Source organism: Corynebacterium uropygiale, from assembly GCF_021568315.1.
GTDB lineage: Bacteria > Actinomycetota > Actinomycetes > Mycobacteriales > Mycobacteriaceae > Corynebacterium > Corynebacterium uropygiale.
This window is the reverse complement of the sequence record NZ_JAKGSI010000001.1, coordinates 125,062-151,460: the sequence shown is the minus strand read 5'-3', so window position 1 is coordinate 151,460 and position 26,399 is coordinate 125,062. Positions and strand designations below refer to the sequence as shown.

General features: G+C 66.7%; 18 protein-coding genes, 1 tRNA gene, 1 other RNA gene, 3 pseudogenes and 1 riboswitch. Of the genes and pseudogenes, 10 read left to right on the top strand and 13 right to left on the bottom strand.

Annotated features, from left to right (window positions below; all coding sequences use genetic code 11):
- Positions 1-30 precede the first annotated feature (30 nt).
- The gene (locus L1O03_RS00705) at positions 31-1,425 is read left to right on the top strand and encodes an NAD(P)/FAD-dependent oxidoreductase (RefSeq protein ID WP_236117506.1); all 1,395 of its coding nucleotides are present in this window, start codon (positions 31-33) and stop codon (positions 1,423-1,425) included.
- 28 nt (positions 1,426-1,453) lie between these two features.
- Here the strand turns inward: L1O03_RS00705 and L1O03_RS00700 are convergent, their stop codons facing one another.
- The 5 genes from L1O03_RS00700 to ffs all read right to left on the bottom strand — a co-directional run bounded on the left by L1O03_RS00700 (position 1,454) and on the right by ffs (position 6,473).
- Complete coding sequence (locus L1O03_RS00700) at positions 1,454-3,748, bottom strand: DNA polymerase III subunit gamma and tau (RefSeq protein ID WP_236117505.1); 2,295 nt, start codon at positions 3,746-3,748, stop codon at positions 1,454-1,456.
- Between the two features lie 10 nt (positions 3,749-3,758).
- Positions 3,759-4,367, bottom strand: coding sequence for a DUF421 domain-containing protein (locus L1O03_RS00695; RefSeq protein WP_236117504.1), 609 nt, complete (start codon positions 4,365-4,367; stop codon positions 3,759-3,761).
- Positions 4,364-4,942, bottom strand: coding sequence for a suppressor of fused domain protein (locus tag L1O03_RS00690; RefSeq protein WP_236117503.1), 579 nt, complete (start codon positions 4,940-4,942; stop codon positions 4,364-4,366). The genes L1O03_RS00695 and L1O03_RS00690 overlap by 4 nt, the downstream gene beginning before the upstream one ends.
- A gap of 12 nt (positions 4,943-4,954) precedes the next feature.
- Positions 4,955-6,229, bottom strand: coding sequence for an aspartate aminotransferase type Ic (locus L1O03_RS00685; RefSeq protein WP_236118023.1), 1,275 nt, complete (start codon positions 6,227-6,229; stop codon positions 4,955-4,957).
- A gap of 145 nt (positions 6,230-6,374) precedes the next feature.
- An RNA gene (gene ffs / locus L1O03_RS00680) (signal recognition particle sRNA small type) lies at positions 6,375-6,473 on the bottom strand.
- Between the two features lie 179 nt (positions 6,474-6,652).
- Between ffs and L1O03_RS00675 the strand changes: the two genes are divergently transcribed.
- Positions 6,653-6,738, top strand: a tRNA-Ser gene (locus tag L1O03_RS00675).
- A 121-nt stretch (positions 6,739-6,859) separates the two neighbouring features.
- A pseudogene (locus L1O03_RS00670) lies at positions 6,860-11,826 on the top strand (DEAD/DEAH box helicase).
- A 2-nt stretch (positions 11,827-11,828) separates the two neighbouring features.
- On the opposite strand, the gene L1O03_RS00665 reads toward L1O03_RS00670, so the two are convergent.
- The 4 genes from L1O03_RS00665 to L1O03_RS00650 all read right to left on the bottom strand — a co-directional run bounded on the left by L1O03_RS00665 (position 11,829) and on the right by L1O03_RS00650 (position 14,311).
- Positions 11,829-12,068, bottom strand: coding sequence for a PLDc N-terminal domain-containing protein (locus L1O03_RS00665; protein WP_236117502.1), 240 nt, complete (start codon positions 12,066-12,068; stop codon positions 11,829-11,831).
- 11 nt (positions 12,069-12,079) lie between these two features.
- Complete coding sequence (locus L1O03_RS00660; protein WP_236117501.1) at positions 12,080-12,328, bottom strand: hypothetical protein; 249 nt, start codon at positions 12,326-12,328, stop codon at positions 12,080-12,082.
- Between the two features lie 92 nt (positions 12,329-12,420).
- On the bottom strand, positions 12,421-13,071 hold the full coding sequence (locus L1O03_RS00655) for a hypothetical protein (RefSeq protein ID WP_236117500.1): 651 nt from the start codon (positions 13,069-13,071) through the stop codon (positions 12,421-12,423).
- A gap of 19 nt (positions 13,072-13,090) precedes the next feature.
- Positions 13,091-14,311 carry a glutathionylspermidine synthase family protein gene (locus L1O03_RS00650; RefSeq protein ID WP_236117499.1) on the bottom strand — a complete coding sequence of 407 codons (1,221 nt, stop codon included), beginning with the start codon at positions 14,309-14,311 and terminating at the stop codon, positions 13,091-13,093.
- Positions 14,312-14,433: 122 nt separating this feature from the next.
- Positions 14,434-14,528: riboswitch (TPP riboswitch) on the top strand.
- On the opposite strand from L1O03_RS00650, the gene thiC reads away from it, so the two are divergent.
- Both thiC and L1O03_RS00640 read left to right on the top strand, forming a co-directional pair.
- On the top strand, positions 14,518-16,305 hold the full coding sequence (gene thiC, locus L1O03_RS00645; protein WP_236117498.1) for a phosphomethylpyrimidine synthase ThiC: 1,788 nt from the start codon (positions 14,518-14,520) through the stop codon (positions 16,303-16,305). It overlaps the preceding riboswitch by 11 nt.
- 5 nt (positions 16,306-16,310) lie before the next feature.
- Positions 16,311-16,670: a hypothetical protein gene (locus L1O03_RS00640; protein WP_236117497.1), complete on the top strand. Its 360-nt coding sequence runs from the start codon at positions 16,311-16,313 to the stop codon at positions 16,668-16,670.
- Here the strand turns inward: L1O03_RS00640 and dhaM are convergent.
- The 3 genes and pseudogenes from dhaM to dhaK all read right to left on the bottom strand — a co-directional run.
- Positions 16,669-17,049, bottom strand: a pseudogene (gene dhaM, locus L1O03_RS00635) (dihydroxyacetone kinase phosphoryl donor subunit DhaM); the annotation flags it as partial. The gene L1O03_RS00640 and the pseudogene dhaM overlap by 2 nt on opposite strands.
- 2 nt (positions 17,050-17,051) lie before the next feature.
- Complete coding sequence (gene dhaL / locus L1O03_RS00630; protein ID WP_236117496.1) at positions 17,052-17,711, bottom strand: dihydroxyacetone kinase subunit DhaL; 660 nt, start codon at positions 17,709-17,711, stop codon at positions 17,052-17,054.
- 66 nt (positions 17,712-17,777) lie between these two features.
- Positions 17,778-18,794, bottom strand: a complete 1,017-nt coding sequence (gene dhaK, locus L1O03_RS00625) for a dihydroxyacetone kinase subunit DhaK (RefSeq protein ID WP_236117495.1) — start codon at positions 18,792-18,794, stop codon at positions 17,778-17,780.
- A gap of 81 nt (positions 18,795-18,875) precedes the next feature.
- Between dhaK and L1O03_RS00620 the strand changes: the two genes are divergently transcribed.
- Positions 18,876-20,168 (top strand): C1 family peptidase, encoded by a 1,293-nt coding sequence (locus L1O03_RS00620; RefSeq protein WP_236117494.1) that lies wholly within the window; start codon positions 18,876-18,878, stop codon positions 20,166-20,168.
- Positions 20,169-20,176: 8 nt separating this feature from the next.
- A complete protein-coding gene (locus tag L1O03_RS00615; protein ID WP_268913425.1) occupies positions 20,177-21,496 on the top strand; it encodes a C1 family peptidase in 1,320 nt (439 codons plus the stop codon).
- Between the two features lie 27 nt (positions 21,497-21,523).
- Here the strand turns inward: L1O03_RS00615 and L1O03_RS11580 are convergent, their stop codons facing one another.
- On the bottom strand, positions 21,524-23,116 hold the full coding sequence (locus tag L1O03_RS11580) for a VanW family protein (RefSeq protein ID WP_420830278.1): 1,593 nt from the start codon (positions 23,114-23,116) through the stop codon (positions 21,524-21,526).
- Positions 23,117-23,320: 204 nt separating this feature from the next.
- Here L1O03_RS11580 and L1O03_RS00605 point away from each other — a divergent pair, with 204 nt between their 5' ends.
- The 3 genes and pseudogenes from L1O03_RS00605 to L1O03_RS00595 all read left to right on the top strand — a co-directional run.
- A complete protein-coding gene (locus L1O03_RS00605) occupies positions 23,321-23,839 on the top strand; it encodes a universal stress protein (RefSeq protein ID WP_236117491.1) in 519 nt (172 codons plus the stop codon).
- 12 nt (positions 23,840-23,851) lie between these two features.
- Positions 23,852-24,049, top strand: coding sequence for a DUF2613 domain-containing protein (locus L1O03_RS00600; RefSeq protein ID WP_236117490.1), 198 nt, complete (start codon positions 23,852-23,854; stop codon positions 24,047-24,049).
- Positions 24,009-25,871, top strand: a pseudogene (locus L1O03_RS00595) (alpha-(1->3)-arabinofuranosyltransferase domain-containing protein); the annotation flags it as partial. The gene L1O03_RS00600 and the pseudogene L1O03_RS00595, both read left to right, overlap by 41 nt.
- Between the last annotated feature and the right edge of the window lie 528 nt (positions 25,872-26,399).

The following is a 26,399-nucleotide window of genomic DNA, read 5'->3' as shown; positions in this document are numbered from 1 at the left end:
CTTCTTTCCAACTCCTCTGAGAGAGTGATCATGATGACTGCATTCGACGTCGATCTCGCCCTGGCCGGGGCTTCGGATACTCCGTTCTGGCTCGACGATCCCCGCCGCCCCGCGCCGCGCCCGAGCGTGAACGCCACGGTGAGTACGGATCTCGCCATCGTGGGCGGCGGTTTCACCGGGCTGTGGAGCGCACTTCTGGCGAAGGAAAGAAACCCCCAGCGCCGCGTGGTCCTCGTGGAGGCCAACACCCTCGGGTGGGCGGCCTCCGGGCGAAACGGGGGATTTTGCTCCGCGAGCCTCACGCACGGATATGACAATGGAAAAAAGCACCTGCCGGAGGAAGTCGATAAGCTCCTGGAATTGGGGATTCAGAATCTTGATGAGATTGAATCCACCATCGAGCGCTATCACATGGACTGCGATTTTGAGCGCACCGGAGAAATTGATCTCGCGACAAAAGAGCATCACGTTCCAGGGCTCAAAGCCGCTCACGCCCCCGAGGCGGGGCTGGAATGGGTGGGCCCGGAGGAATTGCACAGCTATCTGCGTTCCCCGGTGTTCTTAGGGGGACTGCGCGATCGGAGGGGGAATGCCATCGTTAATCCGGCCAAGCTGGTGTGGGAACTCGCTCGGGTGGCGAGTGATCTGGGCGTCGAGATCTATGAAAACACCCTGGTCACGAAGGTGAGTTCGGGGCCGTGGGGGGTGTCGCTGCACACCGAACAGGCGGAGGTGAGGGCGAGCAAGGTGATTCTCGCGACGAATGTCTTCCCCTCCTTGGTGCGTTCCCTTCGGTGGCATACGGTCCCGGTGTATGACTATGTTCTGGTAACCGAGCCGCTCAGCGCCGAACAGCTCGCGAGTATTGGCTGGGAGAATCGGGAGGGGCTGGCAGATATCGGGAGCCAATTCCACTACTTCCGCTTAACAAAAGATCAGCGCATTCTCTGGGGCGGGTGGGACGCTATTTATCACTTTGGCCGGAGAATGTCACCGCGCTTTGATCAGCGCCCCGAGACATTCCGCACCCTGGCGCGCCAATTCCACGAGGCCTTCCCCCAGCTAGGGCAGGTCCGTTTCACTCATGCATGGGGTGGCGCGATTGACACGTGTTCGCGCTTCTTCCCTTTCTTCCACCGCTCCCACGGCGGCCGGGTGCTCTCCGCCGCGGGGTTCACCGGGCTTGGCGTGGGGGCGTCGCGCTTTGCGGCGCAGGTCATGCTCGATGAGCTGGATGATTGCGCCAGCGAGCGCCGCGACCTCGCGATGGTGCGCACCAAGCCCATCCCCTTCCCGCCGGAGCCCATCGCCTGGCTGGGGATCACGCTGACAACCCGCGCGCTCATCCGCTCTGATCAGCGCGGCGGCCGCCGCGGCCCGTGGCTAAAGCTCCTCGACGCCCTCGGGATGGGCTTCGACTCCTAGCCGTCTAGCCGCCCAGCCGCCCCGCCGCTTAGAGCGGCTTCGCCCCGAGCTCGCGTTCGAGGAGCTCCATCGCGACGTCCATGGCATCCCGGTGGTCCATCTCCCCGGGCTCCTCGGCCGCCTGGCGGACCATCTCCTCCTCTTCCTCTTCGGCGCTGAGCGGCGCGGGAGGCTGCGAGGACGGCTGGGGGTTCGGCGCCGGGCTCGACGCGGCAGGCGCACCGGCACCAGTGCCAGCGCCACCGCCAGCACCGCCGGGCCCGCGCTGCCCGCCAGCCCCCTGGCTCGGCGCGTATCTGGCCGAGGTGTCCTCGGGCGGCGGGGCGTCCTCACCCTCGTCGACGGGCTCAGGCGGCAGAGGCACCCCGTTGTTGAATTTGGCGTGCTCGCGCGCGTGGGCGCGGCCGCGCTCCGCTATATCGCGCCACGACGGCCGCGAGGACCTCTCCGCCGGATCAGGGTCTTTTGGGGCGCGAGACTCACCCGCCCCCTGCGCGTTCCGGGACTCCGTCCGAGGCGCCGCCCCCGCAGCCGCCCCCGCAGCCGCCCCCGGCGCTCCGGGCGCACCCGTGCCCACCTGGCAGTGCACCGCGAGCTCAAGCCCCAGCACATCCTTGAGCACGGCCACGATGACCTCGTTCTTCTGCGCATCATTGAGCCGCGCCGCGAGCGCCCCGGTACTGTGCCCGAGCACCAGCGTGCCCTCCTTGATGCCCAGCACCTTCGCCTCGGTGAGCATGATCGCGGCCACCTTGTTCCGCTTGCCGATCTCCGCGCGCAGCTCGCTCCACTTCTCCTTGATGAGCCCCACCGGGTCCTCGGTGCTCTCGGGGGCCTGAGACTCTTCCGGCTCGCTCTCCGGTTCCGGCTGTGGTGCCGACGACGACGCCTCCGCCGCGCGGGGTTCGGAGGGTGCGGCGGGTTCCGGTTCGCGCTGCGGCTCGGGGGCGGGCGCCGGCTCCTCGACCCGCGCCGGCTGCTTGGATTCCACCGGCTTTTCGGCCTCCACCGACTTCTCTTCCCGCACAGGCTCCTCCGCCGGCGCGGCGTTCTTGCGGGCCACGGCTTCGGCGGCCTCGCGGGCTCGCCGCTGGGAGGGCCGCTCATAGGAGGGCTTCGCGCCAGCAGCACCAGCACCACCAGCAGCGCCAGCACCCGCGCCACCAGCACCACCAGCGCCTTCAGCGCCTGCCGTCGGCGCGGGGGCGATGATCTGCCCCGGCGCGTTGCCGGCGGGCATGAGGAGGTGGGCGCAGAGGATTTCCAGCAGCAGGCGCGGGGAGGTGGCGCCGCGCATGTCGGCCATCCGTTCGTTGACCATCGCGGCGAGCTGGGGCAGGTGCCCGGGGCCGAATTGGGCCACTTCTTCCTGGAGGACGCGGGCGCGGTCGGCGGGGGCGTCGACGAGCCCCAGCTCCAGCGCCTGGGGGACGGACTGCAGCACCATGAGGTCGCGGAGCCGGCTCAGCAGGTCGGTGACGAAGCGGCGGGGGTCGTGGCCCGCCTCGATGACGTCGTCGACGGTGGTGAACATAGCCGCGGCGTCGTGGCGGGCGAGGGCGTCGATGGCAGCGTCGATGAGGGAGAGGTCCGTGACGCCGAGGAGGGGCAGGGCCATCTCGTAGGTGAGGCCATCGGGGCCGGCGCCGGCGAGGAGCTGGTCGAGGATAGACAGCGAGTCACGCGGGGAGCCGCCGCCCGCCTGGATGATGAGGGGGTAGACGGAGTCCTCGACGTGCACGCCCTCAGATTCGACGGTGCGCTGAAGGAGCCCTCGCATGGATTGGGGCGTGAGCAGGCGGAAGGGGTAGTGGTGCGTCCGCGAGCGGATGGTGCCGATGACTTTTTCCGGCTCGGTCGTCGCGAAGATGAAGATGAGGTGCTCCGGGGGCTCCTCCACCACTTTGAGCAGGGCGTTGGAGCCGGCGTTGGAGATCATATGCGCCTCGTCGATGATGAAGACGCGGTAGCGGGACTCCGCCGGGGCGTAGTAGGCGCGGTCGCGGAGTTCGCGCATGTCCTCGACGCCGTTGTGGCTGGCGGCGTCGAGCTCTGTGACGTCGAGGGTCCCCGGCCCTCCCGGGGCGAGCGCGCGACACGAGGCGCACTGGCCACACGGCGTGGAGGTGGGCCCGTGCTCGCAGTTGAGGGAGCGCGCGAGGATGCGCGCTGAGGACGTCTTTCCGCACCCCCGCGGCCCCGAAAAGAGGTAGGCATGGTTAATCCGCCCGGAGTCGAGGGCCACCGACAAAGGCCCGGTGACCTGCTCCTGACCTACAACCTCCGCGAAGGTGGAGGGGCGATATTTCCGATAAAGTGCCACGGGCTTGAGCCTACCTGGGGCACTCTCCATATCGTTCGGCGCCCACCACCCCGACGAGAATCCCCGGGTCATACTCCTGGTCCGCCCGGATGATGGAGAGGTTCCCGTTGGCCTCCAGGATCATGTAGCGCACCTGGGAGAGCCGGGTGAGCCCGCTGCGGCGAAGGAAAACCGCAATGTCCTCATCGCTCACCCGCGCTTTCTTCTGCAGTTCGGGCAGTGCCTTCCCGTGCGCCACCACGAGCACCGGGTCCACCCGGAAGAGCCCGTGGTCGCTGCGCTGGCGGGCGTAGCTGCGCAGCCGCCCGAAGAGCAGCTCCATCACCACGAGGGTGCACAGGCCGATGGCACCGGCGGCGAGCGTCGGTGGGTGGCCGATAATCACACGGCCCGCCACCGCCCCAAACATCACGACGACGACCGCCTCCAGCGATGTCGTGGCCGTGAGGATCCGCTGGCCGAAGAGCCGGGTCAGCAGCAAAAAGACCAGGTAGATGCACACAGCGGAGACGATGACCACGGGGATGCGCCACGGCTCAATGCCGAGCTCCTGCATGAGCGCCTCCCCCCAGCCGCCCTCGGGTACCCAGGCGCCGGCAAGGATTATCGGTGCGCTCATCGTGTCCACTCCATGACGTTGATCCCGGTGTTCACCATTTCCTCCTGGAGCGCCCCCACCCCGTAGGTGTGGGCGTACTGCGCTTCCTCCTCGGTGAGCATGAGGAGCTGGAGCATCATCGTCTGCCGGTGTTTCTCCGCCAGGTGCGGGACCTGCGGCCCCCACACCCACGGGACCACGAGCAGTCCCCTGCTCACGGTGCAGCCCGGGACGTCGAGGGGCTCGGGCAGGAGCATCCCCGGCTGGGCGGGCAGGCATCCGCGCAGCTCAGCGTTGGCGCTGGCGATCTGCGAGACGGCGGCGCGCAGCGCCTGGCAGGCGGGCTCGGTGCTGCGGGAGGTGGCGTGGATGGTGAAGAGCTCGCTGCGGATGGGAATGCCGTCGAGCTCTCCTTCGGTGCCATGCAAGCCGGTGTCGCACTCGGCGAAGCCGCGGGTGCAGGCGAGGAGTTGGCCTTCGGCGACCTCGCCGGCGGAGAGGTGCAGGTCGCCGAATCCGGGGGCCGGCAGCGTGAGGGTCTCCAGCTCACCGGGGAAGAGCGTGGAGATCCAGTACGTGGTGCCGTCGAGATCCATCGAGCTACCGCCCTAGGCGCCCAGCTTCTCCACGGCGGCGAGGAGCACGCAGGTGGCCACGCCGTCCATGGCGGTGGCGATCTCCTCCTCCGGCGGCAGGGAGGGCGCGAGGCGGATGTTGCGGTCGTTGGGATCCTTGTGGAGCGGGAAGGAGGAGCCCGCCCCCGTCAGCGCGATGCCCGCATCCTTCGCGAGTTGCACGACGCGCGCCGCGGTGCCGTCGACAACATCGAGGGAGATGAAGTAGCCACCCTGCGGCTTCGTCCACGTGGCGATCTCATAGCCGCCCAGGCGCTCCTCGAGGATGTCCAACACACGCTGGAATTTCGGCGCCAGGGAGCCCGCGTGCTTGCGCATGACGGCGCGCACGCCCTCCGCGGAGCCGAAGTAGCGCGCGTGGGCCAGCTGGTTGATCTTGTTCGGCCCGATGCCGCGCACCCCCGCGATGGAGGAGTACCACGCGAGGTTCTCCGGGGAGGAGGCGAAGAACGCGACGCCCGCCCCGGCGAAGGTGATCTTGGAGGTGGAGGACATGAACCAGAAGCGGTTGGGGTTGCCCGCCTCCTCGGCCATGCGGATGACGTTGTAGACCGGCGGGAATTCGTCGGTGAGGGTGTGGACCGCGTAGGCGTTGTCCCACACGATGCGGAAGTCGGGGGCGCCGGCCTCCATGCTGGCCAGCTCGCGGCACACCTCCTCGGAGAAGGTGATGCCCGTGGGGTTACCGAAGACCGGCACGCACCACATGCCCTTGACCTGCGGGTCGCGGGCCAGCTCGCGGACCTGGTCCATGTCCGGGCCGTCCTCGGTGAGCGGCACGGTGACCATCTCCACGCCGAACTGCTCCGTGATGGTGAAGTGGCGGTCATAGCCCGGGACGGGGCAGATCCAGCGCACCTTCTCCTCATCCTTCCAGGGGCGCGGGGAATCGTTGTTCCCGAACTGGAAGGACCAGGAAATGAGGTCAAACATGATGTTGAGGCTGGAGGAGTCCTGCGCGTACACGAGCTCCATCGGCAGGCCCAGGACCTCGGCCCACAGGCTGCGAATGTCCGGGATGCCCTTGAGGTTGCCGTAGTTGCGGCAATCGGAGCCGTCGGAGGCCTTCACCTCATCGCCCGGGAGGCTGAGGAGCTCCTGCGCGAAGTCGAGCTGCTCCGTGGAGGGCTTCCCGCGCGTGAGGTCCAGGGCCAGGTTCTTTGCTTTCAGTTCCTCATAGCGGGCGCGAACATCCTGCGCGAGCTCCTTCAACTCGTCCGGGCTCGCCGAGCGCAGCGGTTGGGCCATCGTGGTCACCTTCTCTTGCCTTCCTTCACGGTGATGGGACCTGAGAGAACCCTCAGTGAGTGCCGGGTTCCTGTTCCTCACCTTAGACCAGGGCCACGCGATCAGGGGATACCCAGCGCCGCGCTCCCCGCTGGTGCCCCGCGCATAAAAAAGGGGACCCCGCGCACCCGGTAGAGCTTGCTGACCCTTGCTGCATTCCTGCCCTGGGGGAGTTCACAAGATACACGCCGCGCGAGATCCTGCCCGCAACCTTAGCGCCCTTCCCCCGAGATAGCCAATCCCACCCCGCAGCGTGAGGCGCCGCCGGGGTGTTCTCGACGCCCATACCCCGCGCGACCTCCCCCAACGCCCCAAATTTGCACATCCCTTTGGGGACTGTGTACCCTCTCATGAGTACGCAACGGTGAAAGCCGCTGCGGTACAGGAGGATTCGACTAGCGGCCTATGTCACACGCCTGGAACGCGTGCGGGGTTCACGCCCCTCGTGGGTTCAAATCCCACATCCTCCGCAGAGACGAAGCCCCCGGTGCCACGGCGCCGGGGGTTTTCTGCTGCGCTGGGTGGGGCCGGGTTCCCCCACCAGAGGGGCGCACCCCGCCCCGCGGGATGAGTTGGGGCACAATATGAACCATGTCCAAGTTCTCTGAGGTCCTGGAACAGCTGCGCGAGAATCAGCCGAAGGCGAAGTATGGCATCGCCTTTGAGAAGCTGATGGTCAATTACCTCCGCACGGACCCCGTGATGGCCAGCCAATTCGATGAGGTCTGCCGCTGGGCGGATTGGCGTTTCAATGGTGGTGCCGTCGATACCGGCATTGACCTGGTGGCGCATCGCGCGGAGAACGACACGTGGACGGCCATCCAGTGCAAGTTCTTTAAGGACACCACGACGATCTCGAAGAAGCACCTGGATTCCTTCTTTGAGGCATCGGGCCGCAGCTTCCAGACCGAGGACGGCCCGGAGTACTTTGCCAACCGCCTCATTATCTCGACGACAGACCGCTGGTCCTCCCACGCGGAGGAGGCCCTGGCCAACCAGCTCATCCCTACGAACCGCATTGGGCTGGCGGATATTGCGGACTCCCCCATCAACTGGGACGTGGCGTTCCCGGGCTCGGAGCACCAGAAGGACATCCAGATCAACCTCTCCCAGCGGGAGACCTTCGAGCCCCGCCCCCACCAGCAGGTGGCGATCACAAAAACCATCGAGGGGCTCACAACCCACGATCGCGGCAAGCTCATCATGGCCTGCGGAACGGGCAAGACCTTCACCGCCCTCCGCCTGGCAGAACAGGTGGCGGAGCTGAACGGCGGCCGCGCCCGCGTGCTCTTCCTGGTCCCCTCGATTTCGCTGCTCTCCCAGACGCTCAAGGAGTGGACCGCCCAGGCCCGCCTGGATCTGCGCAGCTTCGCGGTGTGCTCGGACACCAAGGTCGGGAGGAAGGCGGAGGACATCGCCACCTATGACCTGGAGGTTCCGGTCTCGACGGAGGGCGCCCAGATCGTCGAGCGCCTCTCCTCCGGCAAGCGCGCCAAGGGGCTCAACGTCATCTTCTCCACGTACCAGTCCCTCCCCGCGGTCCACGAGGCCCAGCAGCTGGGACTGGACCCCTTTGACCTGGTCATCTGCGATGAGGCGCATCGCACCACGGGCGTCACGCTCGCCGGCGAGGAGGCCTCCAACTTCACCCGCATCCATGACGCCCACTACATCCAGGCCGCCAAGCGCCTCTACATGACCGCCACGCCCCGGCTCTATGACGACACCGTGAAGGCAAAAGCCGAGGAGCACTCCGCCGAGGTGGCCTCCATGGACGACGAGGCCACCTATGGGCCCGAGTTCCACCGCCTGGGCTTCGGCGAGGCCGTGGAAAAGGGCCTGCTCACGGACTACAAAGTGTTGGTCATGACCGTGGACGAGTCCGTGGCGGCCGACGCCCTCGCCCGCGCCAAGGGCTCCGAGCCGGACGTCAACCTCACGCAGGCCTCCGCGATGATCGGCGCCTGGAACGGCCTGGCCAAGCGCTCGGGCGCGCTCCAGGGGAAGAAGGGCGGCTTCGAGGAGAACGCCCAGCCCATGCGCCGCACCGTGGCCTTTGCCCAGGACATCAAGACGTCCAAGCAGATCGCGGAGTCCTACCCCAGCATCATCGCGAGCTTCCAGGAGTCCCTGGAGGAGAACGCCGACGCCAAAGGCATCTCCCTCCTCAACGCTGACCTGCAGGTCCGCGCCCAGCACGTGGACGGCGCCATGAACGCGATGGAACGCAACACGCGCATTTCCTGGCTGGAGTCCCCCATGGAGGAGGACGAAACCCGCATCCTCACCAACGCCCGCTGCCTCTCTGAGGGCGTCGACGTGCCCGCCCTGGACGCGGTGATCTTCTTCAACCCCCGCAACTCCATGGTGGATGTGGTGCAGTCCGTGGGGCGCGTCATGCGCAAGGCCAAGGACAAGGACTACGGCTACATCATCCTGCCGGTGGCGGTCCCCGCGAACGTCGCCCCCTCCGAGGCCCTCAAAGACAACCAGCGCTTCAAGGTGGTCTGGCAGATCCTCAACGCGCTCCGCGCCCACGATGACCGCTTCAACGCCATGGTCAACTCTATCGCCCTCAACGAGGGAAACACGGAGCAGCTTCCCCTGGAGTCTGGCCACGTGGGGCCGACGACGGACACCCCCGCGCCCGAGGACCGCCCGGAGGCGCGGACCTCCACATCTGAGGAAGCCCCCCCCCCCGACAGCCTGATTCTGATAGCGGCCTGACCGAACAACTGGTCCTCTTCTCCCTTGAGCAGTGGCAGGAGGCCCTCTACGTCCGCCTGGTGGACAAGGTGGGCACCCGCACCTACTGGGAGGATTGGGCTGACGACGTCGCCACAATCGCCGAGAACCAGGTCACCCGCATTTCCGCGCTGCTGGACCGGGCGGACGACACCCTTCTCCGCGAGTTCGACGCTTTCGCGGAAGGGCTTCGCGCCAATCTCAATGACGCGATCACCCGGGATGATGCCATCTCGATGCTCTCCCAGCACCTCATCACCGCGCCCGTTTTCAACGCCCTCTTTGAGGACTATGACTTCGTGGCCAACAACCCGGTGGCCCAGGTGATGGAGCGGATGGTGGCGGCGCTCTCGGATGCCCGCTTGGAATCCGAGACCGACACCCTGCAGAAGTTCTATGACTCCGTGCGCACCCGCGCCGCCGCGGTGACCAGCGCATCCGGCAAACAGCAGGTGATTAAAGACCTCTACGAGCGCTTCTTCCGCAAAGCCTTCAAGAAGCAGGCCGAGGCCCTGGGAATTGTCTATACACCTGTGGAGATCGTGGACTTTATCCTCCGCGCCGCCGACGAGGTCTCCCGCGCCCACTTCGGCCGCGGACTTACCGACGAGGGCACCTGCATCCTCGACCCCTTCGCGGGAACCTCCACCTTCATGGTCAGGCTCCTCCAGTCCGGGCTGATCCGGCCCGAGGACCTGGAACGCAAATACCGCAGCGAGCTCTTCGCCACCGAGATCATGCTGTTGGCCTACTACGTCTCAGCAGCGAACATCGAGACGACGTACAACGCCCTGCAAGCCGAGCGGGCGCAGCGCGAGGGCCAGGACGCCCCGGGCTACGAAACCTTTAGGAACATCGCGCTGGCCGACACCTTCCAGATCCACGAAGACGGCGACATCGGGGACCTCAAGCTCTTTACCTCGAATAACGAGACGATCGAACGCCAGAAAGCCGCGCCCATCAACGTGGTGATTGGCAACCCGCCCTATTCCGCGGGACAGACGAGCGCGAATGATCTCAACGCCAACCTCAAATACCCGACCCTCGACGCGCGTATTGCGGAAACCTACGCGGCGAAATCCACAGCGACGAATAAGAACTCGCTCTACGACTCTTATCTGCGCGCTTTCCGATGGGCGACCGACCGAATTGGCGATTCAGGAATAGTAGGATTCGTTACAAATAACGGATGGATCGATGGCAATACCGGAGACGGTATACGCCTATCTTTCGCTGAAGATTTCAGCGATATGTATGTTTTTAATCTTCGGGGTAATTCACGTATATCTGGAGAATTAGCGAAGCGTGAGGGTGGTAACGTTTTTGATGTCCGTGTCGGTGTTAGCATTTTTATCGGCGTAAAGGATGTCTCGAAAAAAGGATTCAATCTGCGCTATCACAATATCGGCGAATACCTTTCGAAGTCGGAGAAGCTCAGCGTTGTCGACAAGAACTCCATCAGCACCATCGAGTGGAAGAAGGTCCAACCGAACGAGTACGGCGACTGGCTTTATCAGCGAGATCCAGAATTCGAGACCTGGCCCGTGCTCGGCGAGAAGAAGGGAGGATCAGTAAAGCTCTTTTCAATCTATTCAGCAGGTCTTCAAACTAATAGAGACGCGTGGGTCTACTCGTCATCTTCAGACAAACTTGAATCTTCGGTCAAAAAACTCAAGAAGGGTTACAACAATGCCCTTGCTGCGATACAGCCGAATGAAACGCCTACTGACCTGTTTAGGCGCCTTCCTGAATTATCTGAAGGAAATAGAATCAAATGGTCCTCAAGTCTAACCTCATATTTGAACCGCCGAGCCCAGATCCTCAACCATGGACATACGACCCAATCGCTATACAGACCATTTAACAAGCAAAACGTATATTTCGATCGTCAATTAAACCATCGCATATATCAGCTCCCATCAATATTCCCGACTCCGCTGCACAGGAACATCGGATACGTTCTGACTGGATCAGCATCGCACTATGACTTCGGATTAATTGCGACTGATTTGCTGCCCAACCTCCACACGCTAGATACCGGCCAGTTCTTCCCCCGCTTCACGTGGCAACCCGTCGAGGCCGACGATGGCGGCCTGTTCGGCGAGGGCGCTGTCCAGCAGGCCGGCGAGGCCAGCATGTATGGGCAGGTTGGTGAGGTCGTCGAGGGCTATGTGCGCGTCGATAACATCACCGAGGACATCAAGCAGATCTATCGTGAGGCGCTCGGTAATGACATTTCGGGCGATGACATCTTCCACTTCGTCTATGGCAAGCTGCATGACCCGGAGTATCGGGAGACCTACAAGGCGGATCTGAAGAAGATGCTGCCGCACATTAAGACGCCGGAGTCGCGGGAGGGATTCGACCGTTTCGCACGGGCCGGCAAGGAGCTCATGGCTCTGCATGTGGGTTATGAGGACGTCGAGCCCTGGCCGCTGGACATCCAGGTGAAGGGCGATGAGTCGGACCGTGAGACCTGGCGTGTGCAGAAGATGCGCTGGGCCAAGTACAAGGACCCGGAGACGGGTAAGCGGGTCAATGACGTCACCACGCTGATCTACAACAAGCGGGTGACCATCGCAGGGATCCCGGCGGAGGCCGACAAGTACATGCTGGGTTCGCGCTCGGCGGTGGCGTGGCTGATTGATCGCTATCAGGTGAAGACAGACAAGGCGTCGGGAATTGTCAATGACCCGAATGATTGGGCCGATGAGGTGGGCAATCCCCGCTACATCGTGGACCTCATCGGGCGCGTGACCCGGGTCGCGATGGAGACCGTGCGGATCGTGGAGGGATTAGGCGGCCACGACTGAGCTCAGCCCCCTCCCCCGCCGCGGCGCTCGTCCCTTCGGACAATGAAGTAAAACACCGGACCAACGAGGGGAACAACGCACACAAACAGGGCGGCAAAAATGCTGCTCGAAAAGTTCCGGCGGTCCTTCGCGATAAAGACCAGCGCGATAATCGCCAGAATCACCGCAATGAGGGACAGAATCACCATCGCGCTGTCGAGCGCCGTTGGAATAAGCGGCGACATGGTGTCCTCCGGTGTCACGCAGCCCCCCCCTAGTTAAAACCGAAGAGGGAGATGATGAGGTAGAGCTCAATCGGCCACGCGAAGAGCGTGATGACTGAGCAGATTCCCAGCGGGATATTCTTCCGCTTCACGGCCGTGACCAGGCCGTAGGCCACGGCCAGCAGCACGAACACCCAGTAGAGGGTCTCCAAGGCCTTCGGGGTTCCGCCGCCCACGAAGGGGCCAAGGATCCACACGAGGACGAGCACGGGCCACGCGATGGCGTAGGTGAAAGGCATGAGGTCGGCTCCTGACTACCGTCGAGAATAGCAAGGCTAAGTATGACGCTATGCCCGCCCCGCGCAGTCCGCAACCGCTGGCGCTCGCCGCCCTATCCCCCGTGGCCGCCCCGGGAGGCGCCGGACTTGCCGAATCCACCGCTCTTCTTCACGGCGTCCTGGTTCTTGCCGGCGTTCGAGCTGCCGGAATTCTTCTTCAGCGCCTCGGAGCGGTGGTTTTCCGCCTCGGACTTGGAGCGGGTGGTTTTGCCGTCGCCGGTGTAGGAGACGTCCTTGCTGGAGCGGTAGGAGTCGGCGAACGAGCGCTGGTCACGCGAGACATTGCGGACGATGGTGCCGTTCTTGGGCTTCTGGGTGGAGCCCATGTTGTCGGCCACCTGGGAGCCCACGGCGGGGATGATGGGCCCCGTGCCCCGCGCGGACATCCGTCCGATGTAGTACCAGAGCAGCGGGGTGAGCGGCGATCCGCCTGAGTTATTGTTGTTGACGACCGTGTCCCCGCCGTCGCCGTCCCCCTCTTCGTGGGGGCACTGCTCGTCCTCCACGCGCTCCTTGGTCTCCGGGTTGTAACACACCCGGACATACTCGTCGTCCACGCTGCCCTCCGCCGCGGGGGCCTCCGCGGCTTGCGGCTCCGGCTGGGCGGGCGGTTCGGCCTGGTCCGACCAGTTATTGAGCGCACCGCCCAGGAGCACGGAACAGCCGACAGCGGCAAGGATGGTACGGCGTTTGCGACGCTTCATAGGTGCAAGGGTAGTCCGGCTAGAACTGCTCGACAATAGCTGGAGTGAAACGGGCGGAATCATCGGTGATGAGCCCATCGGATTCACGGATGCTATAGCCCGCAAATTTCCCGCCCACGATCCACGCGCCGATCACCGGGTGGAAGTTCGCCGTGCCGCCGAAGACGTCCTTTGTGTCAATGAACTCCTGGAACACGCACTCGGATGCATCCCAATCCTCGGGATCGCCGGCGACGCGGTGGCCGTCGTCGACAATTTCAATGCCCGCGCCCTCGCGGCCGAAGATCGGCTTGCGCACATAATGGCGCAGATCCTGGGGGCTGCCCACGTAGGCGGGGACGAGGTTCGGGTGGCCCGGGTTGCGGTGCCAGAGGATCGCGAGGAGATGCTTGGTGGAGAGGAACATCTTCCACGCGGGCTCGAACCACGCGGTGCTGGGGTACGTCTCGATGGTGTAGTCCGCGAACTCGTCGAGGCCGATGTCCTCCCACGGGTAGAGCTTGAAGATGCTCTGGATCGGGTAGCCCTCCTGGTCCTCGAAGCGGCGCAGCTCCGTATCAAAAACGATGTCCTCCATGCGCATGAAATGCGTGCGCCAGCCGGCCATCTGCGCCGTGTGCTGGATGAGCTTGGTGCTCACCTCATCCTCGCCGTACTCATCATCGCGGACGCACGCGCAATACAGCGTGTTATCCACGTAGCCGAAGCGCCCCGTGCGGGCCAGGCGGATCTCCTCCCAGCGATCAATGAGCGCATCACCCAGGCGCGTGGGCTGGATAAAGCGCGGATCATCCCCAAAGTGAAAAAGAAAGTGCGTATCCTGGCACACCGCGGACTCGACGAGGGACGTCGGCGTATCCGCGTTGTACTCCAGCAACTTCACGGCGCCGTTCTCCGCATCGCGGATCACATCAAAACGCCCATACAGGTCCATCTCCGCCTCCGGGTTCTCCCGGTGCGCGCTCCAACTGTCCCGGGCCAGGCGGAACATCGGCGCCGGCAGACCCAGGTGGCCGTAGGTGCCGGCCGCGATGTCATCAATCGCGTCAATGCACAGGCGGTGGAGCTCCTCCACCTGCTGCACAATGTCCGAGTGTTCCAACTGTGAGAAGCAGTACACGAAGTTCTCATTCCAATAATGCTCCTTGTCGTCCTCATCGTAGAGGTCATACACCAAATTCTCTTCGGCGATGATCTTTTCCCAGTCTGGACGCTCACGAAGAACAGGAATGCGACGCATGCCAAGGACTCTACCCGCGTGGGGGCGCGGGCGGCGCGGGGTGGCGGCCGCGGGCGCGCGTCCTTCTCCGTCCCTCCCCGTCCCTCCCCTCGCCGACGCCCGCCGCGCGTGTTAGGTTCGGGGGCAGTGACACGGGGTGCCGCAGCCGCGGCTGAGATTCATACCCGTCGAACCTGATCTAGCCAGTACTAGCGAAGGGATGTCCGATGACGACGCCACCCACCCATGCCCACAACAGCCAGACCACCCGCCCGGGGCGAGAACAACACCCCTCCCACTCCCTGAGCTGGCGTGAAGACCTTTCCGATCCGCAGCACCCCATCCGGGTGCCCGTGACGAGGATCGCGCAGGAGGATTCCCCCAACGGCCACGCGAACCCGCCGCTGGAGGTCTATCGCACGATGGGCCCCGGCTCCGACCCAGAAAAGGGCCTGGAACCCTGGCGGGAGCCGTGGATCCTCGAGCGCGAGGACACCGAAACCTACGAGGCTCGGGGCCACCGCCTGGAAGACGATGGCCGCACCGCTGTGCGTCGGGGCGCCCCCTCCCAGCAGTGGCAGGGCCGGCGCCCGGTGATCCGTCGAGCCCGCCCCGGCGCCAGGGTCACCCAGATGCACTACGCGCGGAAGGGGATCATCACCCCGGAGATGCGCTTCGTGGCGCTGCGCGAGCAGTGCGATCCGGAGCTGGTCCGCGAGGAGGTGGCCGCCGGGCGGGCGATCATTCCCAGCAACATCAATCACCCGGAGTCGGAGCCGATGATCATCGGGCGGAAGTTCCTGGTGAAGGTGAACGCGAACATCGGGAACTCGGCGGTGACCAGCTCCATCGCGGAGGAGGTGAGCAAGCTCGAGTGGGCGGCGCGCTGGGGCGCGGACACGCTCATGGACCTCTCTACGGGCAACGACATTCACACCACCCGCGAGTGGGTTATTCGTAATTCGCCTATTCCAATTGGCACTGTTCCGATCTATCAGGCCCTGGAAAAGGTGGACGGGGAGGCCAACAAGCTCACCTGGGACATCTACCGCGATACCGTCATTGAGCAGTGCGAACAGGGCGTGGATTACATGACCGTCCACGCCGGCGTGCTCCTGCGCTACGTGCCGCTCACCGCGCAGCGAGTCACCGGGATTGTCTCCCGCGGCGGCTCGATCATGGCCGGCTGGTGCCTCGCCCACCACCAGGAGAACTTCCTCTACACCCACTTCGACGAGCTCTGCGAGATCTTCGCCGCCTATGACGTGGCCTTCTCCCTGGGCGACGGCCTGCGCCCCGGCTGCATCGCCGACGCCAACGACGCCGCCCAGTTCGCCGAGCTCGACACCCTCGCGGAGCTCACCCACCGCGCCTGGGAGCACGACGTCCAAGTCATGGTGGAAGGGCCCGGGCACATCCCGCTGCACAAGGTGCGGGAGAACGTCGAGCGCCAACAGGAGCTCTGCGACGGCGCCCCCTTCTACACGCTCGGGCCGCTCGTCACCGACATCGCGCCCGGCTATGACCACATCACCTCGGCCATCGGCGCCACCGAGATCGCCCGCTACGGCACCGCCATGCTCTGCTACGTCACGCCGAAGGAGCACCTGGGCCTGCCCAACCGGGACGACGTGAAAACCGGCGTCATCACCTACAAGATCGCGGCCCACGCGGCGGACCTGGCCAAAGGGCACGCGGGGGCGTCGGAACGTGACGACGCGCTCTCGGCGGCGCGATTCGAGTTCCGCTGGCGCGACCAGTTCGGGCTCGGGCTAGACCCGGAGACAGCGGAAGCCTTCCACGATGAGACGCTGCCCGCCGAGCCGGCCAAAACCGCCCACTTCTGCTCCATGTGCGGACCCAAGTTCTGCTCCATGCGGATCTCCCAGGACATCCGCGACACCTACGGGGACAAGGAGGCCCAGGAGGCCATCGCGGGCATGGAGCAAAAGAGCAAGGAGTTCCTCGCCTCCGGCGGGGAGGTCTACCTCCCCGACCCCCGCCCATTACGATGACCCCCATGGAGCCCTTTGACATCAACGCGGGGCGCTTCTACCTCCGCGCCCTGCACGAGCAGTCCTTCTTCGATGATTCCGCGACGCTCGCCGCGCTCACCCCGCCCACCTCCATTCACCACGCAGAGGAGGCCGAATCCGGGTGGATGGAGGATCGCCTCTACAGCTGGGCGGTCTGCGAGCAAACCTCCCCCGACCTGCTGGCGCTGGTCACCTACCGCCCGGACACGGGCGAGGTGGGCGCTCACGCCGCAGGCGCCCCCGAGAAGGTCTGGGACCAGAACCGGGACCTCGGGCCCATCACGCTCGGCCAGGCCGCGGAGGCCGGCCGGGCGGCGGTTAGCTCTACTTTTCCTTCTTCTTAAAGAGCGCGATCGCCCGCTGCGCCTCCTTCTCGACGGCATCAAGGTCGCGGCCCTGCTGGGCCACCACCGCCCCGCCGATTGCCGCCTCCACCAGCGGCGCGTCGATGAAACGCACCGGCTCGTCGTCGAGCATGTCGAGCAGGGTGTTCACCGTCATGGTCGCGGAGCCCAAGTCCGTGAAGATGGCGACGTGAAGGCCATCATCGAGGAGGCTCTGGACGGCCTTCTCGATGAGGTCATAGGAAGTGCCAATGCCGCCGTCCTCCAAGCCGCCGGCCGGGAGAATGCGCACGTCATGGGCCATCTGCTGGGCGAGTTCCGCGAGCCCCTCGGCGAGCTTCGCCGAGTGAGAGACCAGGACAATACCCACCTGCGGCATGGTTATTCGCCTCCCTTCGCGGCGTCGGCGGCCGCGGCAGCCGCGGCGAGGAAGTAGGCCGAGGAGGTCGCCCCCGGATCCTTGTGCCCCACCGAGCGTTCGCCCAGGTAGGAGGCGCGGCCCTTGGTGGCTTTGAGGGGGATGGTGGCCTCGGCGCCCTGGGCGGCGGCTTCCGCTGCGGCGCGGAGGACCTCAGCCGGGGAGGCGCCCCCATCGGCGGCCTCGCGGGCGGCGCGGGCGGCGGGCGCCCACGTGTCCACCATGGTCTTCTCCCCCTCCTCGGCGTGGCCGCGGGACTGGATCCCCTCGAGGGCCGCCTCGATGAGCGCGGCCGCATCGCCAGCGCCTAGCTCCCCGGACTCCGCCGCCTTCGCGGCCTTCGAGGCCCGGAGGAACGCCGTGCCCAGCAGCGGGCCGGATGCCCCGCCCACCGTGGAGATGAGCGTCTTGGCCACCAGTTTCAGCAGCTCATCGACGCTCCCCGGCGCCTGCGCACCGAGGGCCTCCGTGACCTTCCGGAAGCCGCGGTCCACATTCTCGCCGTGGTCGGCGTCGCCGATCTCCCGGTCGAGGTCAATGAGCTCATCACGGTGCTCCGCCGCGGCCGCGGCGCACCCCTCAATCCAACGCGTGGCCCATTCCACGCCGAGCGTGTCTGCCATGGACACTCGTCTCCTCTCCTCCGGCCAGCGGCGCCGGCCGGTTCGCAGGGTCATACACCGTTCACGTTAGGACGAGGCGGAGTCTCGCGTCCACGCAATCGTGTGGGCGGGCGCGTCGATGAGTTCCGCCAGCTCCTCGTCGAGCCGCATGAGCGTCACGGAGACACCGCGCATCTCGAGGCTGGTGACGTAGTTCCCCACCATCGGGCGGATGTCCTCAACGCCCAGCTCAGCGAGGCGCTGGGCCACGCGTCGGTACACAATATAGAGCTCCGAGGAGGGCGTGCCGCCCATCCCGTTCACCAGCGCCACCACGCTCTCCCCGGCGCGAAGGCCCAGATCCTGGGCCACGCGGTCGAAGAGGATGTCGGTGATCTCATCCGCGGAGGCCATGGGGATGCGCTCGCAGCCGGGCTCCCCGTGGATGCCGACGCCACACTCAACCTCATTCTCCCCCAGCTCGAAAGAGGGTTTGCCCACGTGGGGGACGGTGCAGGCGCTGAGCGCCACGCCCATGGAGCGGACGTTCTTCGCGGCAGTCCGCGCGAGGCGCGCCACCGTCTGGAGGTCATCGCCGCGCTCGGCGGAGGCACCCGCGACCTTCTCCACGAGCACCGTGCCGGCCACCCCGCGGCGCCCCGCAGTGAAGGTGGAATCCTCCACGGCCACGTCATCATCGACGAGCACCTGCTCCACCTCGATGTCCTCCATCTCTGCGAGCTCCGCCGCGGTATCGAAGTTGAGCACGTCGCCCGTGTAATTCTTCACGATGTACACCACCCCAGCCCCCTGATCCGCGAAGGAGGTGGCGGCCATGATCGGGTCCGGGGTGGGCGAGGTGAACACGGGGCCGGGCACCGCGGCGTCGAGCATCCCCCGCCCGACGAAGCCCGCGTGCAGAGGCTCATGCCCCGAGCCACCACCCGAAATGAGCCCCACCCGGCCGCGCTCCTTCACCGTGCCGGCGCTGCGCGTCACGATGAGCGGCTCCTGGTGGGTCTCGATGATGTCCGGGTGCGCAAGCGCCAGCCCCTCCAGGGACTCGACGACGACCTGCTCCGCGTCATTGATCAGTTTCTTCATGAGTGCTCCTCCTGTGCGGTGCTGTTCGCCCTCAGGCTAGCGCAGCGTTCGTGTCCGGGGTGGGGTGTATAACAGGACACCATGACAGCTTTTTCACTCACACGAACTGATATTGAGGAGTGGTCGCGCGGCCTCGATGAGCCTCAGGTGCAGGTCATCGCCAATGCCGTGGCGGGCAATGATGTCGACGCCGTGGCGCTCAGCCGGCCCCACGTCGTCTCTCTCTACGACGTGACGGAAACCCGGCTGGATTCCCTCCCGGTGACCGACCAGAAGCGTTCCGGGCGCTGCTGGATGTTCGCGGCGCTTAATGTGCTCCGCCATCGCATCGCGGAGGAGCGGAAGCTGGAGGACTTCGAGTTTTCCGAAGCTTACCTGCAGTTTTATGACCTGCTGGGGAAGGCGGAGGTGTTCTGGGATCGGATCCAGGAGCACCGCGATGACCTGGATTCCCGCGAGGCCCACCTGCTCCTCCAGGAGCCGGTGAGTGATGGCGGGGAGTGGAACTTTGTGGTCGCCCTCGTGGAGAAGTATGGCCTGGTGCCCAAGTACGCCATGCCGGAGACGTGGTCGAGCTCCAAGACGGCCGCCATGGTGCGCGACATCAACACGGTGCTGCGCCGCGGCTTCCTCCGCGGGCGGGCCAAGGAGGAGGTACTCCAGGATGTGCGACGTATCCTCAGCATCCACCTCGGCGAGCCGCCGGAGCGTTTCACCTGGCAGTACCGGGACAAGGACAAGAACTTCCACCGCGAAGGCGAGTTCACCCCCACCGAGTTCGCCGCCCACATCCTCCCCGTGGACCTGGGCGAGTACGTGGTGCTGGGGCACGACCCGCGCCCGGACCGCGCCTGGGGCGAGCGCTACGCCATCGACGGTCAGTGTGACCTCCCCGGCACCGAGTTCTTCACCTACCTCAACGTGAGCATCGAGGAGCTCAGCGAGATCGCCCAGGCCAGCCTCCGCAAGGAGGAACCCGTCTGGTTCGCCTGCGACGTCATGCGGCAATTCTCCCCCGGCGATGCCGTCTGGGACGCCGAGCTCCGCCCGCTCGACACCCTCTACGGCGTGGACTCCGCCACCACCAAGGCCGAGCAGATGATGACCCAAGAATCCCGCCTCACCCACGCCATGGTCTTCACCGGCTACGACGACGCCCCGGGGCCCCGGTGGCGCGTCGAGAACTCCTGGGGCACCGAGCACCACGGCGCGGTGAAGGAGATCGGCGACAAGGGCTACGGCACGATGAGCCAGAACTGGTTTGAGGACAATGTCTTCGCCATCGCGGTGCGGCGCTCCTTCCTCCCCGAGCAGCTGCGCGAACGCGCCGACGCCCCCGCCCACGTGGTCCCCCTCTGGGACGCGATGGCCTAGAAGCACGGATGAAGGAGAAAACGGAGAATACGATGACTGACCAATCCCTCACAATCGCGCGCAACGCCGTCACCTCCGTCGGCGTCGACGCCGCGAGCCTCAACCGCGCTCGGCTGCACAGCATCGACCACTCGGTCTCCCACCGGACGGATGACCACGCGGTGGCCAACCAGAAGAAGTCCGGGCGCTGCTGGATCTTCGCGGGCCTCAACTCCCTGCGCACCGCCCTCATGGCGGACACCAAGATCAAGGACTTTGAGTTCTCCCAGGCCTACGTGCATTTCTGGGACAAGCTGGAGAAGGCGAACTATTTCCTCGTCGCCATGAGCGAGCTCGCCGAGCGCGACCTCGATGACCGCACCGTCCAGCACCTCCTGGCCAACCCCGTCGAGGACGGCGGCCAGTGGGGCATGTTCGTGGCCCTCGTCGAGAAGTACGGGGTCGTCCCCAAGTACGCCATGCCCGAGACGTGGTCGAGCTCCCACACGGACAAGCTCTGCCGCGACCTCAACTCGCTGCTGCGCAAGGGGGCGCTCGCCATCCGCGAGGCCGACACCCCCGAGAAGGTCGAGGAGGTTCGACGCTCCTACCTGGCCCAGGTCTACCGCATCCTCGTGATCCACCTGGGCACCCCGCCGGAGCGTTTCCTCTGGCAGTACCGGGACAAGGACAAGACCTTCCACCGCGAGGGCGAGTACACCCCCACCGAGTTCGCCCGCGCCGTCCTCCCGGCGGACCTCAAGGACTACATCTGCGTGGTCAATGACCCGCGCAACCCCTACGAGGCGGCCTACACCGTCGAGTACCTGGGCAACGTCATCGGCTCGCCGGTCACCTACGTCAACGCGCCCATCGAGGTCCTCAAGCGCGCCGCCGCCTCCTCCATCGTCGACGGCCACCCCGTCTGGTTCGGCTGCGACACCGTCGCCCACTCTCACGCGGAGACCGGCGTCTGGGCCGCGGACCTCTACCAGCGCGAGGAGCTCTACGGTGTGGAGCTGGACATGGATAAGAAGGAGCGGCTCATCAGCGGCGAGTCCCTCATGACCCACGCTATGGTCCTCACCGGCGTGGACCTCCCCTGCGCGGACTGCCACGACTCCGCCGAACTGCCCGAGGACCTGGAGATTCGCCGCTGGCGCGTCGAAAACTCCTGGGGCGATGAGAAAGCCGACAAGGGCTTCTGGACCATGGATGACTCCTGGTTCGAGCCCTACGTCTACGAGGTGGCCGTCCACCCGCGCTACCTGCCCGAGGCCGTCGTCGCCGCCGCGAAGCAGGAGCCCACGGTGCTCCCCGCCTGGGATCCCATGGGGGCGCTGGCCTAGGGGCGGCCGGCCGCCCGCCGCCCGCGCCTAGGGCTCGCAGCGCACCCGCGGCTCCGGGTCATAGACCGTCGTCGTGGTTGTGCGGCTGAGCTCCTCCCCGCCCAGAGCCCGCACGATGCGGGTATCCGACGTCGTGAAGCCCGGCGCCCCGGAGGCCGCCACGCACTCCCCGCCGCGGACCGTGACCTCCTCCGGCTCGGTGGGCGCCCAGCGCCCGCCGTTGATGGACTCGACGTTCACCGTCTTCACGCCCACGAGCCGAACGGTCACCTCATTGCCCGCGACGCTCGCGTCAATCCGCACCCCGTGGGGGCTGGTGTTGCGGAACTGCAGGTCAATGGCCCCTTCGTAGACGGTGGCCTCGCGGCCTGCCGGGTAGCGGCTGATGTAATAGCTATGCGGGGTGTGGGTGACGTCCTCCATGCCGGCGAAGTACGCGGCGTTATAGAGCGTCGTGGCAAACTGGCTAATCCCGCCGCCCACGGCCTTATCCGGGCGGCCGTTGAGGATCACGCCGCTTTCCACATAGCCCTGGGCCGTACCGCGGGGCCCGGTGAAACCGTTGAGGGAGAAGACCTCCCCGGGGGCGATGAAGGCACCATTGACGGTCTCCGCCACGCGGGCGATGTTCACGCCTGAGGGGCCAGAGAAACCGCCCGTGGTGAACTCACCAAGCACATCGTCGAAGGTGGCGTGCTCGGCCATCTCGGTGGTATAGGGCGCGGGGTCATCCTGGTAGACGGCATCCCTCTCCTTCTGCCCCTCCCCCACTAGGCGTTCCTCCAGGTCAGCGAGGCTCTCATCCCAGTTGATGAGGGTGCCATCCTGGTGGGGAGTTACGCGCCGATCCCCACCCCGGAAGTCAATCTGCGCGTTGACGTGCGGATGCTCAGAGGGCGCCAACCCCTCCGCGAGGATGCCGCGGGCGGCCTCCCGGTTAAGCTCCGGGCGAAGCCGTCCCGTGCCCTCCTCGGGGACGAAGCTCAGGACCTCTCCCATGCGTTCGGGCGGCAGGATGCCGTCGGCACCCTCATGGCCGTGGAGGATGATCGGCGCGGAGACGGCACGGGCGGCCGGCCCCTCCGCGATGCGGCGGACCTCCTCCGTGCTAATCCCGGGGGCGATGCTCCGCGTGTCCACGCTGAGGCCCTGCGGCTCCCACCAGCGCGAACGCAGGGCGCTGCGCAGGGCATCGGGTTGGGCGTCCTGGCCGGGGGTGGCCTCGTGCTGCACGATCTCCGCGCCGTGGAGCTCGACGGAACCGTCCACGGGATCGGCGTGGAGCTCCCCCTCGAGGCGCGCGGCCTGCGCCTGGAAGGCATCCTCGTCCACGTCGCTGAGCAGCGGGATGTCCGTCGAACCCACGAGGCTGCCGAGCAGGCTGAAGGGGTTCGCGCTGCTCACCCCCGCGGACTCCACCGTGGCCGCCCACTGCGGGCGGATCCCCGCCTCCGCCGGGACCACGCTGGCCTGCCGCGTGCCGGCGCGAAGCTCCACGGGGTGGGTGAGCCGCGGGCCGATCTCCTGCTCGAGCTTCTCCTCCGCCGCGGTGGGGGTCAGCCCGCCGATCGCCACGCCCGCCACGGTGGAGCCCCGCGGAACCCGATCATGGTAGGCCATCCACAGGCCGCACCACAGCAGAGCAAGGATGGCGAGGGCCCCAACGAGGATCCACACGCCCCGGCGCGCAGGAGAATGAGTCACGTGACAAAACAGTAGTCGAGGGCACAGGTGCCCCACCGGCTGAGGGCCTCCGATTGAGGGGAGCCCGCGCGCCGCAATGACTACACTGTGCCGAAAACCTGAGTGATCGAAGGAGAGATCATGTCCGACACCGCCCCGACCGCGGCCCGCACCGAGGCCCAGACGATGCTCATCGCCTTCGACGGCTCCCCCGAGGCGCGACGCGCCCTCACCTATGCGGCGGAATTCCTCCGCCCCCGCCGCGTCGAGATCCTCACCGCCTGGGAGCCCGTACACCGGCAGGCGGCGCGCGCCGTGAGCATGTCCGGGCTGCGCCAGGCCGACTGGTCCCCCAGCGGAGAAGGCGAGGACCCCGCCTACACCGAGGCCCGGGAGACCTGCCGCGAGGGGGTGAACCTCGCGGAGTCGCTCGGGCTCCAGCCGCGGGCCCACATGGTGGAGTGCGCCACCTCGATCTGGTCCGCCATTGTCGACGCCGCGAAGGAGCTGCGCGTGGATCTCATCGTCTCCGGGACGCGGGCGACCTCCGGCTTCCGCGGATTCTGGCAGACGTCGACATCAGAAAACGTCATCCAGAATTGTGGGGTGCCGGTGTTTGTCGTGCCGCCGGCCGAGGAGGAGCCGGACGCCGACTGCTAGGCTAAAAGCGCTATGGCCTTTGAATCTGACTCTTTAGCCCGCCGCACGCTGGGCCCCGCGGTGGCGAGCGCCGTCGTGGGCATCGCCCTGGGCGTGGTCGCGGTGACGGGGGTGGCGCTCTTCTCCTCCCAGGACAAGCCCCCAGAGAATCAGACGGTGAGCTCAGAGGATGCGCTGCTCGGTGGCCCGGAGTACGGTTCGCGCGGCTAGGGCCCGGCGCGGCCAGCACGGGCTGTGCGCCCAGCGCGGGCTGCGCGCCCGTCGCAGCCTCCTGCCCCACGCGCTCGGCTGGGTGCTCGCGCTGCTCTGCGCATTCTCCACCTCCCCGGGGCTCAGCACCACTGACACCAAGCTCGACCTCCTCATCAACCCCGGCGGCTTCCTGCGCGGCGCTCTCCACATCTGGACGGACGTCTTTTCCCTGGGCCAGCTCCACAACCAGGCCTATGGTTATCTCTTTCCCCAGGGGCTCTTCTTTTGGCTGCTCAGCCCCCTGCCGGGCTGGGTGACCGAGCGCCTGTGGTGGACGCTGCTCCTCGGGCTGGGATTCTCCGGGATGCTGCAGGTGCTGCGGCGCCTGGGCGTCGGCACGGAGCCGACGCGCCTGCTCGCCGCCGCACTCTTCGCCCTCTCCCCGCGCACGCTCACCACGCTCACGGCTATCTCCTCCGAGGCGTGGCCCATCATGCTCGCCCCCTGGGCGATGTATCCCCTGCTCAAGGGGCCTCCGCCGCGCTGGCGGGAGGTGGGCCTCTCGCTGCTGCCCATCGCCGCGATGGGTGCGGTGAACGCGACGGCCACCCTCGCCGCCTGCATCCCGGCCGGCGCGATCCTCCTCGCTCGCTCCCGACGCTGGCTGCTGGCCTGGCTGGCGGGCTGCGCCGCGGTCTCGGCGTGGTGGATCGGGCCGCTGCTCATCCTCGGCCGCTACTCCCCGCCGTTCATCGACTTCATCGAGTCCTCCCGCGTCACCACCCGCTGGCTCAACCTCGCGGAGATCCTCCGCGGCACCACCAGCTGGGCCCCCTTCGCCGACGAGGAACGCCGCGCCGGCGTGCTCCTCGTGACGGAGCCGGTGTTCATCGTCGCGACGATGGCCATCGCCGCCCTCGGGCTCTGGGGGCTGGCCCGCGCGGGCCGGACCCGCCAGCTCCCGCTGCGCCACCTCTGGCTGCTTCTCCTCGCCGCCGGGGTCCTCATCATGGGCTTCTCCGCCCCGTGGTGGTTGGATGTTCTCGACGGCCCCGGCGCCGCCCTGCGCAACGTCCACAAGTTCGACCTCCTGGTGAGGATTCCGCTGCTCATCGGTGTGGCATCGATCCCCTGGCCGCAGCGCTGGCGGCTGCCCGAGCTCACGCACCCCTCGGCGCGGCACTGCGCCGCGGCGCTCATCATCCTCGTGGCGCTCGCCGCGGTGGCGCCCGCGTGGACCGGGTGCCTGGCCCACCGCGGCGCGTGGGAGGACATCCCGGAGGAGTGGGTGCAGGCCACCCGCCTCATCAACGAGGAGGCCTCCGGCACCCGCACGCTCATCTATCCGCCGGCGCACGCCGCCCGCCAGACGTGGGGCTGGACGCGCGATGAGCCCGCCCAGCCGCTCCTCGACGTGCCGTGGGCGGTGCGCGACGCCATTCCCCTCGTCCCGCCCGAGGCCATCCGCGGCCTCGATGGGCTCGACGCCATGCTCCACCTCGACCCGCGGGCGGCCGTCCGCGACCTGCCGCGCCTGGGGATCGGGGCGGTGATTCTGCGCTCTGACCTCGATGATTCCCGCTCCCGCGCCACCGCCCGGCGCCTCATGCGGGCGCTCCCGGGCGAGCATCACCGTTTCGGGGATCTGGACGTCGTGCTCATTGATCGGCACGCGGACGCGCTCCTCGCGCCCGCCGATTCTGTGGACACCGTCTCCGGCGGTGGGGAGACCTTGGCCCTGCTCAACAGCATTGAGGGCTACCGGCCGCGGCGGCTCGTCGACGCCGGCGCGCAGACCCTCACCGACACCCCCATGCCCAGCGAGCACAACTACGGGGAGGGGCGCTCGGGGCAGTCGGCGCCGCTGGCCGCCGGGGAGAGCGGCGGCGTGCTCAATGCCGTGAAGGACTATCCTTCTGCCGGCGCCCGCCCCAGCGTCCGCAGCAAGGGAGGCAGCGTGGTGGCCTCGACGTCCGCCTCGAACGCGGATAGCTTCGGCGGGGCCCAACCGGCCCATTCCCCGACCGCCGCCGTCGACCACGACCCCCACACCTCCTGGCTCCCCGCCCCGGGGACGGGCCCGGGACAGTGGCTGGAGCTGCGCCCCGACGGGCCGGTGGCCGGCGCGGAGCTCGAGCTCACCGCCACCGAGGACACCGAGCTCACCATCCACCACGGCGGGGAGAGCGTGCGCGTGGAGCTCCAGCGCGCCACTCCGCGCGCGGTGCGACTCCCCGGGGCCGACGGCACCCCTGTGCGCATCGAGCTGCACGAGCGGGTGGGCATCGCGGAGGCGCACATCCGCGGCCACGACATCACCCGCACCATCACCCTCCCGGACTCCTCCCCCGACGCCCACACCATCCTC

Excerpts from the sequence above, each read along its gene's own strand:
- L1O03_RS00705 (WP_236117506.1), top strand. The coding sequence starts at position 31 with ATGATGACTGCATTCGACGTCGATCTCGCCCTGGCCGGGGCTTCGGAT.
- L1O03_RS00695 (WP_236117504.1), bottom strand. The coding sequence starts at position 4,367 with ATGAGCGCACCGATAATCCTTGCCGGCGCCTGGGTACCCGAGGGCGGC.
- L1O03_RS00690 (WP_236117503.1), bottom strand. The coding sequence starts at position 4,942 with ATGGATCTCGACGGCACCACGTACTGGATCTCCACGCTCTTCCCCGGT.
- L1O03_RS00685 (WP_236118023.1), bottom strand. The coding sequence starts at position 6,229 with ATGGCCCAACCGCTGCGCTCGGCGAGCCCGGACGAGTTGAAGGAGCTC.
- L1O03_RS00660 (WP_236117501.1), bottom strand. The coding sequence starts at position 12,328 with ATGCCTTTCACCTACGCCATCGCGTGGCCCGTGCTCGTCCTCGTGTGG.
- L1O03_RS00655 (WP_236117500.1), bottom strand. The coding sequence starts at position 13,071 with ATGAAGCGTCGCAAACGCCGTACCATCCTTGCCGCTGTCGGCTGTTCC.
- L1O03_RS00650 (WP_236117499.1), bottom strand. The coding sequence starts at position 14,311 with ATGCGTCGCATTCCTGTTCTTCGTGAGCGTCCAGACTGGGAAAAGATC.
- thiC (WP_236117498.1), top strand. The coding sequence starts at position 14,518 with ATGACGACGCCACCCACCCATGCCCACAACAGCCAGACCACCCGCCCG.
- L1O03_RS00640 (WP_236117497.1), top strand. The coding sequence starts at position 16,311 with ATGGAGCCCTTTGACATCAACGCGGGGCGCTTCTACCTCCGCGCCCTG.
- dhaL (WP_236117496.1), bottom strand. The coding sequence starts at position 17,711 with ATGGCAGACACGCTCGGCGTGGAATGGGCCACGCGTTGGATTGAGGGG.
- dhaK (WP_236117495.1), bottom strand. The coding sequence starts at position 18,794 with ATGAAGAAACTGATCAATGACGCGGAGCAGGTCGTCGTCGAGTCCCTG.
- L1O03_RS00620 (WP_236117494.1), top strand. The coding sequence starts at position 18,876 with ATGACAGCTTTTTCACTCACACGAACTGATATTGAGGAGTGGTCGCGC.
- L1O03_RS00615 (WP_268913425.1), top strand. The coding sequence starts at position 20,177 with ATGAAGGAGAAAACGGAGAATACGATGACTGACCAATCCCTCACAATC.
- L1O03_RS11580 (WP_420830278.1), bottom strand. The coding sequence starts at position 23,116 with ATGGCCTACCATGATCGGGTTCCGCGGGGCTCCACCGTGGCGGGCGTG.
- L1O03_RS00605 (WP_236117491.1), top strand. The coding sequence starts at position 23,321 with ATGTCCGACACCGCCCCGACCGCGGCCCGCACCGAGGCCCAGACGATG.
- L1O03_RS00600 (WP_236117490.1), top strand. The coding sequence starts at position 23,852 with ATGGCCTTTGAATCTGACTCTTTAGCCCGCCGCACGCTGGGCCCCGCG.